General features: G+C 49.0%; 14 protein-coding genes and 2 pseudogenes. All 16 read left to right on the forward strand.

What is annotated here, in order from left to right; genetic code table 11:
- Positions 1-20: 20 nt before the first annotated feature.
- Complete coding sequence (locus JNE38_RS12340; RefSeq protein WP_203356814.1) at positions 21-1,325, forward strand: pyrimidine-nucleoside phosphorylase; 1,305 nt, start codon at positions 21-23, stop codon at positions 1,323-1,325.
- A 322-nt stretch (positions 1,326-1,647) separates the two neighbouring features.
- Positions 1,648-2,118 (forward strand): Lrp/AsnC family transcriptional regulator, encoded by a 471-nt coding sequence (locus JNE38_RS12345; RefSeq protein WP_203356815.1) that lies wholly within the window; start codon positions 1,648-1,650, stop codon positions 2,116-2,118.
- 114 nt (positions 2,119-2,232) lie between these two features.
- Positions 2,233-3,891, forward strand: a complete 1,659-nt coding sequence (locus tag JNE38_RS12350; RefSeq protein WP_203356816.1) for a peptide ABC transporter substrate-binding protein — start codon at positions 2,233-2,235, stop codon at positions 3,889-3,891.
- A gap of 269 nt (positions 3,892-4,160) precedes the next feature.
- Positions 4,161-5,093 (forward strand): ABC transporter permease, encoded by a 933-nt coding sequence (locus JNE38_RS12355; protein WP_203356817.1) that lies wholly within the window; start codon positions 4,161-4,163, stop codon positions 5,091-5,093.
- A gap of 7 nt (positions 5,094-5,100) precedes the next feature.
- On the forward strand, positions 5,101-6,018 hold the full coding sequence (locus JNE38_RS12360) for an ABC transporter permease (protein ID WP_203356818.1): 918 nt from the start codon (positions 5,101-5,103) through the stop codon (positions 6,016-6,018).
- A gap of 14 nt (positions 6,019-6,032) precedes the next feature.
- Positions 6,033-7,028, forward strand: coding sequence for an ABC transporter ATP-binding protein (locus JNE38_RS12365; RefSeq protein ID WP_203356819.1), 996 nt, complete (start codon positions 6,033-6,035; stop codon positions 7,026-7,028).
- A 14-nt stretch (positions 7,029-7,042) separates the two neighbouring features.
- Positions 7,043-8,002 (forward strand): ABC transporter ATP-binding protein, encoded by a 960-nt coding sequence (locus tag JNE38_RS12370; RefSeq protein ID WP_203356820.1) that lies wholly within the window; start codon positions 7,043-7,045, stop codon positions 8,000-8,002.
- A gap of 255 nt (positions 8,003-8,257) precedes the next feature.
- The gene (locus tag JNE38_RS12375) at positions 8,258-10,336 is read left to right on the forward strand and encodes a methyl-accepting chemotaxis protein (RefSeq protein WP_203356821.1); all 2,079 of its coding nucleotides are present in this window, start codon (positions 8,258-8,260) and stop codon (positions 10,334-10,336) included.
- 151 nt (positions 10,337-10,487) lie between these two features.
- Complete coding sequence (locus JNE38_RS12380) at positions 10,488-11,675, forward strand: D-alanyl-D-alanine carboxypeptidase family protein (protein ID WP_203356822.1); 1,188 nt, start codon at positions 10,488-10,490, stop codon at positions 11,673-11,675.
- A 148-nt stretch (positions 11,676-11,823) separates the two neighbouring features.
- On the forward strand, positions 11,824-12,174 hold the full coding sequence (gene spoIIAA, locus JNE38_RS12385; protein WP_203356823.1) for an anti-sigma F factor antagonist: 351 nt from the start codon (positions 11,824-11,826) through the stop codon (positions 12,172-12,174).
- A gap of 3 nt (positions 12,175-12,177) precedes the next feature.
- A complete protein-coding gene (gene spoIIAB / locus JNE38_RS12390; RefSeq protein WP_203356824.1) occupies positions 12,178-12,624 on the forward strand; it encodes an anti-sigma F factor in 447 nt (148 codons plus the stop codon).
- An 11-nt stretch (positions 12,625-12,635) separates the two neighbouring features.
- A pseudogene (locus JNE38_RS31155) lies at positions 12,636-13,050 on the forward strand (sigma-70 family RNA polymerase sigma factor); the annotation flags it as partial.
- Between the two features lie 145 nt (positions 13,051-13,195).
- Positions 13,196-13,414: pseudogene (locus JNE38_RS31160) on the forward strand (sigma-70 family RNA polymerase sigma factor); the annotation flags it as partial.
- Positions 13,415-13,576: 162 nt separating this feature from the next.
- Positions 13,577-14,179: a stage V sporulation protein AA gene (locus tag JNE38_RS12405; protein ID WP_428993725.1), complete on the forward strand. Its 603-nt coding sequence runs from the start codon at positions 13,577-13,579 to the stop codon at positions 14,177-14,179.
- The gene (locus JNE38_RS12410) at positions 14,176-14,595 is read left to right on the forward strand and encodes a stage V sporulation protein AB (RefSeq protein ID WP_203356826.1); all 420 of its coding nucleotides are present in this window, start codon (positions 14,176-14,178) and stop codon (positions 14,593-14,595) included. Before JNE38_RS12405 ends, JNE38_RS12410 begins: the two co-directional genes overlap by 4 nt.
- A 100-nt stretch (positions 14,596-14,695) precedes the next feature.
- Positions 14,696-15,181: a stage V sporulation protein AC gene (gene spoVAC / locus JNE38_RS12415; protein ID WP_203356827.1), complete on the forward strand. Its 486-nt coding sequence runs from the start codon at positions 14,696-14,698 to the stop codon at positions 15,179-15,181.
- Positions 15,182-15,188 lie beyond the last annotated feature (7 nt).

A 15,188-nucleotide genomic window follows, 5' to 3' on the forward strand; every position in this document is an offset into this window, starting at 1 on the left:
GACCCAAGGAGGGACTTGCTATGCGTATGGTCGATATCATCGCCAAGAAAAGAGATGGCGTCGAGCTGACTTCAGATGAAATTCAATTCCTGGTTGATGGGTACACAGATGGCAGCATTCCGGATTATCAGATGTCTGCATGGGCGATGGCCGTTTTCTTTTGCGGCATGACACCGCGGGAGACGGGAGACTTGACGATGGCGATGGCGGGGTCTGGTGAACAGCTTGACCTCTCCTCGCTTCAGGGAATCAAGGTAGACAAACACAGTACGGGCGGAGTCGGAGACAAGACGACATTGGTTGTCGCTCCTCTCGTTGCCGCTGCGGGCATACCTGTGGCTAAGATGTCTGGTCGCGGTCTGGGGTATTCGGGCGGGACCATTGACAAGCTGGAATCTTTTGCAGGTTTTGCTGTGGAACGCACACGCGAGCAATTTTTGCAGCAAGTGCGGGATATTGGCGTGTCCGTGATCGGGCAGTCAGGCAATCTGACGCCTGCAGATAAGAAGCTGTATGCCTTGCGCGATGTGACAGCGACGGTGGAAGCCGTTCCGCTGATCGCCAGCTCCATCATGTCCAAAAAAATCGCGGCAGGTGCAGACGCTATCTTGCTGGATGTGAAGGTGGGCAAGGGCGCATTCATGAAAAGCCTGGAAGAAGCGGAGACTCTCGCACGCGCGATGGTGGCGATCGGCAGCCAGGTTGGACGCAAAACAGTGGCTGTCATCAGCGACATGAACCAGCCGCTGGGCTTTGCTGTGGGCAATGCGCTGGAAGTGAAGGAAGCGATCGAGACGTTGGCAGGAAAAGGGCCGCGTGATTTGACAGAGCTGGCACTCGCGATAGGATCCCGGATGCTTGTTTTGGGCGGTCTTGTATCCGACGAGCAGGAAGGCCGCGCAAGGCTTACGGAAATCATGGCAACAGGCAAAGCGGTGGAGAAGCTGGCGGAAATGGTGGAGGCCCAGGGCGGGGACAAGCGCGATGTGTATGATACAGGCCGTCTGCCGAAAGCGACGATCATTCATGAAGTCGTTGCTGCCGAGGATGGCTATTTGACAGCCATCGATGCCGAAGCAGTCGGGCATGCCTCCGTCGTTCTGGGCGCAGGCAGATTGACCAAGGAAATGGCCATCGATCTGGCAGTTGGCCTTGTCCTGCACAAAAAGCGCGGAGACCAAGTCAAAGCGGGCGACGTGCTCATGACCATCCACGCCAATCAGAATGACCTGCTGCAAAGCGCTCTGCGGGAGCTGGAAGGCGCATTCGCTTTTTCGACACAGCCACCGACAGATCAGCCGCTGATTTACAAAATCATTGACTAGTTAATTGATTGATTGGCAAAACAAAAAGAGGTATGCGCTTTGTTGCATGCATGCCTCTTTTATGTTTAAAAATACAGTTTTTCGAGAAAATATAGTTGATTAAATCTTCAATTTCATATTCAATATGTATTACTGATAGATGTTTAGTAAAGTAAAAAATATTTGATTGGTCGGACGCTCTTTATAATGTTTTATAATTCTACTTGTCAAATTTCGTTGACACCGCTATCAATTCAGATTACTTTTAATGTAACAAACAAAATGTTAAAGATTTTTTCGAATTTCGTAAAAAATGGATGGAGGTTCCCGGAAAATCGTATTTATGAAAAAGCTAGACCATGTTGACAAGCAGATCCTGCAAATCTTACAGGAAGACGGACGAACACCGTATACAGAAATCGCGCATCAACTTGGTGTTAGTGAAGGTACGATTCGTTCCCGTATTACCCGCCTGCTACAAGATGGAGTCTTTCAATTCATCATCCATCCTGACCCGGAGAAATTGGGACTACATGTACAGGCTATAATCGGATTGACCACAAAGCTCGGCATGCAGAAAAATGTCGCGGAAGAGCTGAGCAAGATCTCAGCCGTCAGATTTGTGGGTGCATTTAGCGGTAAGCACGACTTGATTATCCAAGCGTGTTTCCATAGCAATGACGAACTGATCACCTTTGTCAATGAACGACTCTCTCAAATTGAAGGTATCGCTGCTGCTGATGTCTCGCTAGAACTGAAGCAGTACAAAGATTCCTTCTCTTTCGTTCAGGATGACGAGGTGACCTTGCAGTGAAAGGGGTTGATGCCTTCCAGCCGTAGTCGCTTTGCTTCGCGTCATGTTCGTTTTTTTTAGTCCTTTATTTTCAGAAAAAAGACAAAAAAGAAAAACGTACTGGGGGTAATTGCGTTGAAAAAGAATATTTTTGCATTGGTGAGTTCTGTAGCAGTACTCGGGACTGCATTGGCTGGTTGTGCCGGCCAACAAGCTTCTCAACCGGCAGCACAGCAGCCAGCTAACAACACTCAAACCCAAACGCCGGCTGCACCTGCTCCAGCAGAGAAAAAACCGCAAGTGCTCAGAATGAACCTGCACTCCGAGCCGCCAACTGGCGACCCAGGACTCGCTGAGGATACCACATCTGGTGCGGTCATCCTGGCTACCTTCGACGGCTTGACACGGATTGGTGCGGATGAAAAGCCGCATGAAGCTGCAGCCGAGAGCTACACCGTTTCGGATGACAAGCTCACGTACACCTTCAAAATCCGTGATCACAAATGGAGCAACGGAGATCCTGTTACAGCAAAAGACTTTGAATTTGCTTGGAAGCGCGCTCTCGATCCAAAAACGGCTTCCAACTACGCATATCAGCTGTACTACATTAAAAACGGTGAAAAAGCGAACAAAGGCGAAGCAAAGCTTGACGATGTCGGTGTGAAGGCACTCGACGACAAGACTTTGGAAGTGAAGCTAGAAAACCCAACTCCATTCTTCTTAGAACTGCTCGCGTTCCGTACCTATTTCCCAGTAAACCAAAAAGTGGTTGAGGGGAATGAGAAGTGGGCAGCTGAAGCGAAAACCCACGTAGGTAACGGTCCGTTCAAAATTGAGTCTTGGGAACACAAGAGCAAACTGGTTCTCGTGAAAAACGACAACTATTGGGACAAGGACAACGTAAAGCTCGACAAAATCGAGTTCTCGATGGTCGAGGATGAAAACACAGAATTGTCCATGTTTGAAAATGGCGAACTTGACTGGGCCGGTTCTCCAATGAGCTCCCTGCCGACAGATGCGATTCCTGCTCTGAAAGACTCCGGGAAAATGGTTACCAAACCAATCGCGGGTACTTACTGGTACAAGTTCAATACGGAAAAGCCGCCGTTTAACAACGTCAAGATTCGTAAAGCGTTTACGTATTCGATCGACCGCCAAGGCTTGATTGACAACATCCTGCAAACGGGCCAAATCCCGGCGACTGGTGCAGTTCCACCGTCCATGGTGTTGAATCCGAACGGATACTTCAAGGATAAGGATCTCGAAACAGCGAAGACGCTGTTGGATGAAGGGATGAAAGAGCTGGGCATTACCAAACTGCCAGCCATCACACTCTCGTACAACACTTCGGAAGGTCACAAAAAGATCGCTGAGGCGATTCAAGACCAGTGGAAAAAGAACCTCGGCGTAGATGTAAAGCTCGAGAACAAAGAGTGGAAGGTTTACCTCGAAGACTTGCATGAAGGGAACTTCCAAATCGGGCGAATGGGCTGGCTGGGTGACTTCAACGACCCAATCAACTTCCTCGAGCTCTACAAAGACAAGATGGGTGGAAACAATGACACCCGTTGGGAAAATCCGAAGTTCAAGGAGCTCCTGAACCAATCTGCACTGGAATCTGATCTGGACAAACGCAAAAAGATTCTGGCAGATGCCGAGCAAATCCTGATGGATGACATGCCAATCATGCCGATCTACTTCTACACGCAATCCTGGGTACAGAATCCAAGCGTTAAAGGTGTTCAAATGACAGGGCTGGGCGATGTAGACTGGAAGAGCGCTTACATCGAATAGGATCGTAATCGCGCACATTTTCTGATTCTTATGAAGGAATCGGGCTTGGCAAAGAGAGGGGAGTGCTCTCGGGCTTCTCCCTCTCGCATGCCGACCCTTTCCATATAAATTAGATGGCAAAAAAGCCAGTAGAGAAAAAAGAGATAATCTTTGCAAGAGATCTTTTTATTGGGTTATTTACACAGCCGATTTTTGCACTGTGTCGGTAACGTCCGCAGTGTAAAGATGGGACGTGAAAGCATTCATAATCTGTCAAGGGGGTAAGTTAGTTGATCCGTTATCTTGGTAAGCGCATCATCTTCATGCTCATCTCACTCTTCTTGATCGTAACAGCCACCTTCTTCATCATGAAAGCAGTACCTGGTGGTCCATTTACGTCAGAGAAAAATGTTCCGGATGAGATCAAAGCGGCTCTGGAGGCCAAATACAAACTAAACTTGCCATTGCACGAGCAGTACTTCAATTATTTGAAAGGTGTTGCTACGTGGGATTTGGGTCCGTCCTTTACGGAAAAATCCTCGACGGTCAATGACATGATCAATCGCGGATTCCCTGTATCCGCTCATTTGGGAGCACAATCACTCTTGCTGGCTGTATTTGGAGGCATCATTCTCGGTGTCATTGCAGCACTCAAGCATAACAAATGGCAAGACTATTCAGCCATGGTGATCGCAGTTTTAGGGCTATCCGTACCAGGTTTTATCCTGGCTTCATTTTACCAGTATTTCTTTTCCATTAAATGGGGCTTGTTGCCTATCGCGAAGTGGGAAGGTTTCGAGTACACGATTCTTCCGTCTCTGGCGCTTGCAGCATCTCCAATGGCATTTATCGCACGTCTGACTCGTTCCAACATGATTGAGGTGCTGGGACAGGACTATATCAAAACGGCAAAAGCAAAAGGGCTGCACACTTTCACCATCACCGTGAAGCACGCGATCCGCAATGCTCTCTTGCCGGTCATCACTTACCTGGGTCCATTGATTGCCAACATTTTGACGGGTGCATTCGTAATTGAGCGTATTTTCGGTGTTCCTGGTCTGGGCCGTGAGTTTGTTCTCTCGATTACAAACCGCGACTACACCGTAATCATGGGTACGACCGTGTTCTACTCCATCATCTTGGTTGTCATGATCCTGATCGTTGACGTAGCCTACACATTGGTTGACCCACGGATTAAGCTGGCAGACGCAGGAAGGGAGTAATGATAAGATGCAACAATTGACGAAAGAGCATTTTGAACCAATTTCCGTTGACCTTCGCCAATCAGAAGCAATCAAACGCCCTAGCCTGTCGTTCTGGGCTGACGTGTGGCGCCGTTTGAAAATGAATAAAGTCGCAATGGCATCCATGATCTTTATTGTGCTGTTGATCGTTGCGGCGATCGTGGTTCCTTTAGTGACGAACAATGACTATTTTACGACCGATTTGGCAGGAAAGAACAAAAAACCTTCCGTTGAACACTGGTTTGGTACCGATGATTTGGGACGCGATGTGTTCGTGCGTATCTGGTACGGCGCGCGCATCTCTCTGGAAGTAGGTCTTGCAGCAGCGTTCATCGACCTGATCGTAGGGGTCATTTGGGGCGGTCTTGCAGGTTTCTATGGTGGAAAAGTAGATGAGATTATGATGCGTATTGCCGATATTTTGTTTGCGATTCCATATCTTCTCGTTGTTATTTTGCTCATGGTTGTGTTAGAACCGGGAGTAGGGACGATTATTATCGCCTTGACGATAACGGGCTGGATCGGGATGGCCCGGATCGTGCGGGGGCAGATGCTTCAGCTGAAATCACAGGAGTTCGTCCTGGCAGCCCGCTCTCTGGGTGCAGATTCTAGCCGTTTGATCTTCAAGCACTTGATTCCGAACGCTTTGGGACCTATCATCGTTACACTGAGCTTGACCGTACCATCTGCTATTTTCGCAGAGTCCTTCCTTTCCTTTATCGGTTTGGGGGTAGCAGCACCTGTTGCTTCCTGGGGTACGATGTCTTCCGAGGGTCTTCCGGCCATGAAGTACTACCCGTGGCGATTGATGTTCCCGGCATTGTTTATCTCCGTGACCATCTTGGCATTTAACTTGTTCGGTGACGGTCTGCGCGACGCAGTAGACCCACGCCTGCGGAAATAGGAGGGATCATCGTTATGGAACGCATTCTTGATGTAAAAGACCTGCATGTCTCCTTCCATACGTATGCAGGGGAAGTAAAGGCAGTACGCGGCGTGAATTTCCACGTAAACCGCGGGGAAGCAGTAGCCATCGTAGGGGAGTCTGGCTGTGGTAAGTCTGTGACAGCTCAAACCTTGATGAAATTGATTCCGATGCCTCCTGGCGACATTAAAAAAGGGGAAATCCTTTTTAATGGCGAGGACATCGTCAAAAAGTCTAATAAACAGATGGAAGCAATCCGCGGGAAAGATATCGGGATGATCTTCCAGGATCCAATGACCTCTCTGAACCCAACCATGACGATTGGGAACCAGATTACAGAGGGCTTGATCAAGCACCAAAATATGTCCCGTACAGCAGCTCGTGAGCGTGCCATTGAGCTTTTGACCATGGTAGGGATTCCACAACCGGAGAAACGTATTGAGCAGTACCCACACGAATTCTCCGGGGGGATGCGTCAACGCGCGATGATCGCAATCGCATTGGCATGCTCTCCTAAGCTGCTGATCGCGGATGAGCCGACAACAGCGCTGGACGTAACCATCCAAGCACAAATCTTGGACTTGATGAAAGACCTGCAAAAGAAAACAGGCACTTCCATCATCTTGATCACCCATGACCTCGGGGTTGTGGCGGAAATGTGTGACCGCGTTATCGTAATGTATGCGGGCAAAGTGATTGAAACGGGAACAGTAGATGACATTTTCTACAACCCGCAACACCCGTACACCAAAGGACTGCTGCGTTCTGTTCCACGTCTTGACCTGAACCGTGACGAACCGCTGACTCCGATTTTCGGAACTCCGCCGGATCTGTTGCGTCCGCCAGTTGGCTGTGGCTTTACGGCACGCTGTGAATCTGCGATGCGCGTATGCCAAGAAATCGATCCTGAGTTGAACGACGTCAGCACGACCCAACGAGCAGCTTGCTGGCTCCAGCATCCGCTTGCTCAAAACCGCGCAGGATCGTAGGAGGAGGGTAAACCGTGGATAATCGTGATACGCTGATTGAAGTCCGGAATTTGAAAAAGTTTTTTAGCATTGGTGATAACACGCTGAAAGCTGTTAATGATATTTCTTTTGAAATCAAACGCGGCGAAACACTCGGTGTCGTAGGGGAGTCCGGCTGTGGGAAATCCACGGCTGGCCGTACCTTGCTCCGCTTGTACGATGCGACTGCTGGGGATGTCCTGTTTGAAGGCAAAAGCATCATGAATTTGAATAACCAAGAAATGAAGGCGATGCGCCGCAACATGCAAATGATCTTCCAAGACCCGTACGCTTCCTTGAACCCGCGTATGACAGTCGGGGATATCATTGGTGAGGCGCTGGACATTCACAATCTGGCTTCGGGTCAAAAACGTAAAGAGCGCATCCAAGAGCTCCTGTCTCTGGTAAGCTTGAACCCTGAGCATATGAACCGCTTCCCTCATGAATTCTCTGGCGGTCAACGCCAGCGGATCGGGATTGCACGTGCGCTGGCTGTAGAGCCTAAGTTCATCGTTTGTGACGAGCCGATCTCTGCGCTCGACGTATCCGTGCAAGCGCAGGTTGTAAACCTTTTGGAACAATTGCAGGAAAAAATGGGTCTGACCTACATGTTCATCGCCCATGACCTGTCCATGGTAAAATATATTTCTGACCGCGTTGCCGTTATGTACTTGGGTAAAATGGTCGAGCTGGCTGATAGTGATGCACTCTATGAAAAGCCGCTTCACCCATACACGCAAGCTTTGCTGTCCGCGATCCCGATTCCGGATCCAGAGATTGAACGTAACCGGGAGCGTATCGTTCTCCAGGGTGACGTACCAAGCCCAATGAATCCGCCAAGCGGTTGCCATTTCCGCACGAGATGCCCGAAAGCCATGCCGGAATGTGCAGCTTCTGTGCCAGAATGGAAAGAAATTGAGCCTGGTCACTTTGCTGCTTGCCATTTGTATAACTAAGCTTAACAACAAGCGGGTTCTCTGGCCTTTTGCCGGGAACTCGCTTCCCTTTCTGAACGTATAAAGCTCTCCCAAACACAATGATGTGCCAAAGCGCGTCTGCATGGCCATGGAAATGCCTCATAAGAGGTTTTTAAAGTGGTTTTACCTCTGAGAAAAACGGGTATATACCCAAGAGTATTTTCTATCAGAGGTATTTTTTTCTGCTCTTCGTCTGGTAAAATGTAGAGTATTTAGAAAATGGGGGTAGGCAATATGAAAAAAATATCAGTGCCGCGATGGAAAGGAAAGGGATCTGGGAGTCTTTCATCGTACTTTCAGAAATTGAAGTCCCTAACTGAAAAATCTACGGTGCAAGTAAAAGGTTCATTGGCAACAAAAATGATCGTGTTCGGCCTGATTCTTGTACTTATCATTATTGGATCCCTGCAATACATAGCGCTTTCCTTTTCTAAATCCACACTGATCAATATCACTTCCAAGCAAGCGAAAATGCTAGCTGAGCAGCATGCGACCAATATGAACGACTGGTTGAATTCCATTGTGGCTTCTACAGAAGCGGCAGCCTCCAAGCGCGTCATGGCCACAGATCTGGAGCCACTCGTCCGTGAGCAATTCACGCTGCTGCGGCAAAGTCACAAAGAGATTTCGAAAATTTATCTAATCGATACGACTACCGGGAAATCCATCTATTCGCTTACCGGGAAAAACGAGATTGATTTCAAGCAGAAGCAGTATTTCCAAAAAGCGATGAGTGAAGGAGCAACCGTCGTATCGGATGAAGAAATCATCGAAGGAATTAACAAGAGTTTTCTTTATATTGCGACACCGATCGGAGAAGGCAACAAAGATACGCAGCGTTTGTTTGTTGTAGGTTTTACGATTGATCAAATCGTGGAAAAGATTCATGATATTCCTTTCATGCAAAACGGATACGCTTTTGTCGTTCGTCAGGATGGTCTGGTAGTGGCTCATAAGGATGTCGAGCAAAACAACAAGCTGATCCTTGCCGGGAAAAAGGAATACAGCGACATGCTGGAAATGATGAAACAGGATGTGAGCAACAGCCTGCTCTACACCGACAATGGCAAGGCCAGCTTTGCAGCCTTTGCCCCGATGCCTACGCTGCACTGGCATGTGGTACTTTCGACTGGTGTGGATGAAGTGTACGGGGAAGTCAACAGCATGGGCTGGTACTTTGTACTCATCAGCATCCCGGTTATCGGTATCTCAGTCTGGCTTATCTGGTGGTTTGCCAAACGCATCCGGACCTCCTTGTTTGCAATCGCGCAGGACATGGACCGGATCGGTGCCGGACATTTTGATGTGCATGTAAAGGTAAATGGAAATGACGAGCTTGCCATGGTAGGACGCAAAATGAACGAGATGGCGGCAGAATTGCGCAAGCTCATTGCGCTGGTTCAAGGCCAGGCAAATCAACTGAACATCGCGACGGATGAGCTGACTTTGTTCGCAGAAGAAAACAAAGGGGCCATCAATGTAATTACGGATAACATTTCCGCGATTGCCCAGCGTGTCTCCACACAAACGAGTGAAGTGCAAGCAACGGCACATACCGTTTCGGAAATCTCTCAAGGAGTTGAGCAGGTAGCAATCGCAGCGGAATCTACTTCCGTAGCCACAACACGTACCTTTGAGCGTGCACAGGGCGGTATGCAGCTGGTGGAAGACGTCATTGGTACCGTACGTCAGGCGAGCGCCGAAGTAGAACGTACTGCAGGCCAAATGCACAGTCTCCGTGAACGGGCTCGTCAAATTACAAGTATTGTCGAAATGATCAGCAGCATTGCATCCCAGACGAATTTGCTGGCACTCAATGCAGCGATCGAAGCGGCACGCGCAGGAGATGCCGGCCGCGGATTCTCCGTAGTAGCGAGCGAGGTTCGCAAGCTGGCAGAAGAGAGCAGCTCTTTCTCTGAAAGAATCGCATCGATTGCGCACTCCATCAACGACGAGGCGATGGACATGAGCAAGCATATGGATGAGATCGTCGCGATGGTCAGCGGAGGACTCCAATCAGTCGAGTCGGTTGGAACTGCTTTCCAAAATATCGTCGCAGATATTCAATCGGCTGCAGAGCAAAGCGAATCGATGACGGCAACCTCCGAGGAAATGGCAGCGGGCAACCAGGTCGTCACGAATTCGATGCAGCGCTTGGCTTCCATGTCTGATGAAATCAGCGATTCGATCACAGGCGTTGTCGAAACGGTGGATGAGCAGCTGCATTCCATTGCACGGATTAATGAAAATGTTGAGCAACTGAAAAAGATGGCAGATGAATTGACGGACAACGTGAGCCGTTTCGTCATCTGATGAGTGGGCCCCTTGTGTGAAACGCACGAAGGGGCCTTTTTCCGCTTCCTTTCTTACCCATAATCAGTGGTTGGCAAAACCAACGTTTCTAGTGAATATTTTCCTGATCGGTTGGTGAGAATAAAACCATGAATGGAGGGAAGAGACTGCTATGAAACGGAATGGATATCTCGCTCTATGCTTCATCATGTGTTTCACCTTCTTTTCTCCGATGGTTGTTGCGGCGGCTGAAAAGTCAGGGCCCAAAAACGGAGAAATGAATTTTGCACCACACGCTCGTTCAGCGGTCATGATTGAGGCTGACACGGGAACCGTTTTGTACGACAAAAACGCGAATGAAAAAATGCCGCCTGCCAGCATTACCAAGGTAATGACGATGCTCCTCATCATGGAGGCGATCGAACGGGGAGAATTAAAGCTAACGGATAAAGTAAGGACAAGCGAGAGAGCGGCCTCGATGGGCGGTTCGCAAATATTCCTTCAGCCAGGCGAAGAAATGACGGTGGAGGACATGATCAAGGGCATCGCAATCGCATCGGGTAATGACGCGTCAGTGGCGATGGCCGAGCATCTGGGGGGGACCGAAGAAGGCTTCGTCACCCGTATGAATGAACGAGCCAAGCAGCTTGGCATGAAAAACACCCATTTCGTTAATTCGAATGGATTGCCGGCGGAAAACCACTATTCCTCGGCTCAGGATATCGCAATTATGTCAAGAGAGTTATTGAAGCACGAGGGAATCACGAAATTTACCGGAACCTATCAGGATTATTTGCGCAAGGATAGTGCAAGCCCGTTTTGGTTGGTCAACACGAACCGGCTGGTGCGTTTTTATGAAGGTGTAGATGGATTGAAGACGGGCTATACAGGGGAAGCCAAGTATTGCCTGACGGCGACGGCCAAGCGCAACAATATGCGTGTGATTGCCGTCGTCATGGGTGAGCCCGATGTGAAAACTCGCAATAGCGAAGTTTCCACGATGTTCAATTATGCGTTTACTCACTTCCAAGTCATGCCGATGTACAAAAAAGGGGAAGCGGTTCAGTCGATCACTGTTGATAAGGGTCAGCAGCCGCAGATCAATGCGGTGACTCCTCACTCTGTCAGCATGCTGATGAAGAAAGGAGAATCAGCGGATCACTATACGCGGGAGGTCGTTCTCAATCAGCGTGTAAACGCCCCCGTCAGCAAGGAACAGGTCATTGGTCATATCTTCATTCGGACCAAAGATGGGAAAGAAGTGAACCGGATCGATTTGTATCCGGAGCAAGCAGTGGCAAAAGCAGGCATGTGGGAGATTCTTAAGCGGACGACCAAGAACGTATTCATCGGCTACTAGTGACACCTTAGAACGCGAAAAGAATCGAGTTGCCTCGAAAGACATACGGCGGCTACTCGATTTTTTTGTTCTTTTGTCGACTGGCAGGAATTGGTTTAGCAGAGGAAGAAAAGAGAGTTTCATTACGGGATGAAGGAGTGTGTCAGCCATGAGTTTGCGCATCGTGATGGAAACCAGACAGGATGTATTGGTTATCCGTTTGCAGGGAGAGCTGGATCATCATACAGCAGAAGAGCTGCGAGGAAAAGTAGATGAGATTTTGCGCGCCCCCGATATTCGCCATATTGTATTGAGTTTGGCTGATTTGACGTTTATGGACAGTTCAGGCATCGGAGTCATTTTGGGCAGGTATAAGCAGATATCCGCACGTTCGGGGGACATGTATGTCACCTCCATTAATCCGACGATCTATCGGATCTTTGAGATGTCCGGCTTATTCAAAGTGATCAAGTTTCGTGAAAACGAAGCAGATGCTCTGCTTGTTCTGGGGGTGGCGTAATCGATGGCACAACGCAACTTTATGTCCGTGTCGTTTGCAGCTTTGAGCCAAAATGAAGCATTCGCTCGTGTGGCAGTGGCCTCGTTTATCTCACAGCTCGATATTACGATGGACGAACTGGAAGAGATCAAGACAGTGATTTCCGAGGCTGTGACGAATGCTATTATTCACGGATATGACGAAAATCCAGAGGGTGTGGTACATATCTCCGTGCAAATAGAAGATGGAACGATCGATCTCATGGTAGAAGACAACGGAAAAGGGATCGATGATGTGGAACAGGCGATGCAGCCACTTTATACGACAAAACCAGAATTGGAACGTTCCGGAATGGGCTTCACCATTATGGAGAATTTCATGGATTCTTTGGAAGTGGCCACCGTCGTCGGAAAAGGGACGACCGTTCGCCTGACCAAACGCCTGTCGTTTGCCAAAGCATTGCAAAATTAGGGGTAGTGCCAATGGGTGCCGATATCAAAAATGCGAGTCAACCATTTCTGACCAATGACCAAGTGAAAGATTTGATAGCCAAGAGCCAAGCTGGCGATACGGATGCACGTGAGCTTCTCGTGAATAGCAATATCAGACTGGTCTGGTCCGTCGTCCAGCGCTTTATCAACCGCGGGTATGAAGCGGATGATTTGTTTCAGATCGGTTGCATTGGCTTGCTCAAGGCCGTTGACAAGTTCGATCTTTCGTACGATGTGAGATTTTCGACCTATGCGGTGCCAATGATCATCGGAGAAATTCAACGCTTTTTGCGCGATGACGGTACGGTTAAGGTCAGTCGATCGTTAAAAGAAACAGCGAATAAGGTGCGGCGATCAAAGGATGAATTGTACAAGCAATTCGGCCGTGCCCCCACGATCGCAGAAGTGGCAGAAGCAGTGGGAATCACGCCGGGATCCACTAGTAACGGCCGCCAGTGTGCTGGAATTCGCCCTTTGATATCGAAGTTCCTATTCCGAAGTTCCTATTCTCTAGAAAGTATAGGAACTTCTCGCGATAAGGGCGAATTCTGCAGATAGCGGATGAAGGTGTGAACAAGTGGTTTGAGAAAATTGCCTTGAAGGACGCCATCAGCAGGCTGAGCGAGCGTGAGCAGCTCATCGTCTACCTGCGCTATTACAAGGATCAGACACAGTCTGAGGTAGCAGAGCGTCTAGGGATTTCGCAGGTCCAGGTCTCGCGTCTGGAAAAGCGTATCCTGCTAACGATCAAGGAGCAAATTGAACATTAGCGTTCATGCTTTGAATGAATGAAAGACACCAGAGCCGGCTGCTTTGGTGTCTTTTTGTCTGTCCATGCCACAAAAATCGCTGGGGTATGGCATTTGGGGAGGGGCACATACTAGCGAATACAGGAGAAGGAGCAAAAAGGAGGGGTTTTTTTGATCGAACCGATGTTTTTGCGCCTGCGCAAACGATTAGCCGTGAAGCCGGATGCCCTTATTACGATGGGCGATGTCTGCCAGATTTACTGGAATGGAGAACGGGAGGATGCCATTAAGAGAATGCCCATCTACCGAGTGAAGCCTGAGGACGGGAATCTCATCATCATCGATATCATGCAAGTGATCCAGCGCCTTCGATCGGCCTATCCGGAAGCGGAGCTGGATATCCAAGGCTCCCCGCAAATTATTGTCGAAGTCCTCAATCCACGCAAAAAGGCCAATCTCGTTCTGGTGGCGTTCGTTTGGGTTTTGCTGTTCGTTGGTTCTGGGCTGGCGATCATGAACTTTCACACGGATGTGAGCATGATGCAGGTCCATCAGCGCATCTTTTTTTTGATTACCGGTCAGGAGAGCAAACAGCCGTTGTGGCTTCAGATTCCCTATTCAATCGGCATCGGCATGGGGATGATCCTGTTTTTTAATCACATTTTCAAGAAAAAAATCAATGAGGAGCCGAGCCCGCTGGAAGTCGAACTGTTTATGTACCAGCAAAGTCTCGATCAATACTACATCCAGCACGAAAATAAGGAAAATCAGCGGAATAAGACATGACTCTCTGGACTGCGTTTTGTCTGGTGCTCATTGGTCTCGGAGGCGGGTTGGCTGTCGGGAGCGGATTGGTAGCGTTCATCACCGTGCTGGATATCATTCCGCGTTTGACCCAATTGACCAATTCGCATCGCTTCATTCGGGCATTTGAATGGTCCTTGGTCTCGGGGGCCCTCTTTTTTACCCTCATTGATTTTTTCGCGTGGGGAGTTCATTTGCCGTTTCTTGTTACCTCCATTTACGGACTTTTGGCCGGTATCTTTGTGGGGACCTTGGCAGCAGGACTAACCGAGGTGCTCAATGTGTTCCCGATTTTGGCCAAGCGCCTGAACATGGATGGCAATCTGCTCTATTTGCTGATGGCAGTGGTATTCGGCAAGGTGACGGGATCCATCCTTCAGTGGTTCCTGCACCTGTGAACTGGTAAATACCTCTATTCATAGGCAACTTTTGAAAAAGGAAGGATATAGGTACGGCTTTCTCATGGGCATTGAATCCGTAGACAAAAGGAGTGGAAGAATGGCGACCAAGGCAAAATCGAAACCCATCGGGTCCATGCAGATGACGAAACAGATGTATAAGCAGGAAGCTTCCAAATACCAGCCGAAGCGCAATGTCCTGCTCAACTCCATTCGCGCTTTTTGGGTGGGGGGAAGTATTTGTTTGCTTGGACAGATCTTGCAAAACATGTATATTCATTTTTTCGGTTTCACGGAAAAGACGGCGAGCAATCCGACAGTCGCGACACTGATTTTCATATCCGTCTTGCTGACGGGGCTGGGTGTCTATGACAACATCGGACAATATGCAGGGGCGGGGTCAGCTGTTCCGGTAACCGGTTTTGCCAACTCCATCGCTTCTGCGGCCATCGAGCATCGCAGTGAGGGCATGGTTCTTGGCGTAGGCGGAAATATGTTCAAACTGGCCGGCTCCGTCATTGTTTTTGGGGTAGTGGCTGCGTTTATCGCCGGTATCATCAAGACGCTGTTCAAAATGATCTTCTGAGGGAGGG

The sequence above is a fragment of the Brevibacillus choshinensis genome (genome assembly GCF_016811915.1).
Lineage (GTDB): Bacteria > Bacillota > Bacilli > Brevibacillales > Brevibacillaceae > Brevibacillus > Brevibacillus choshinensis_A.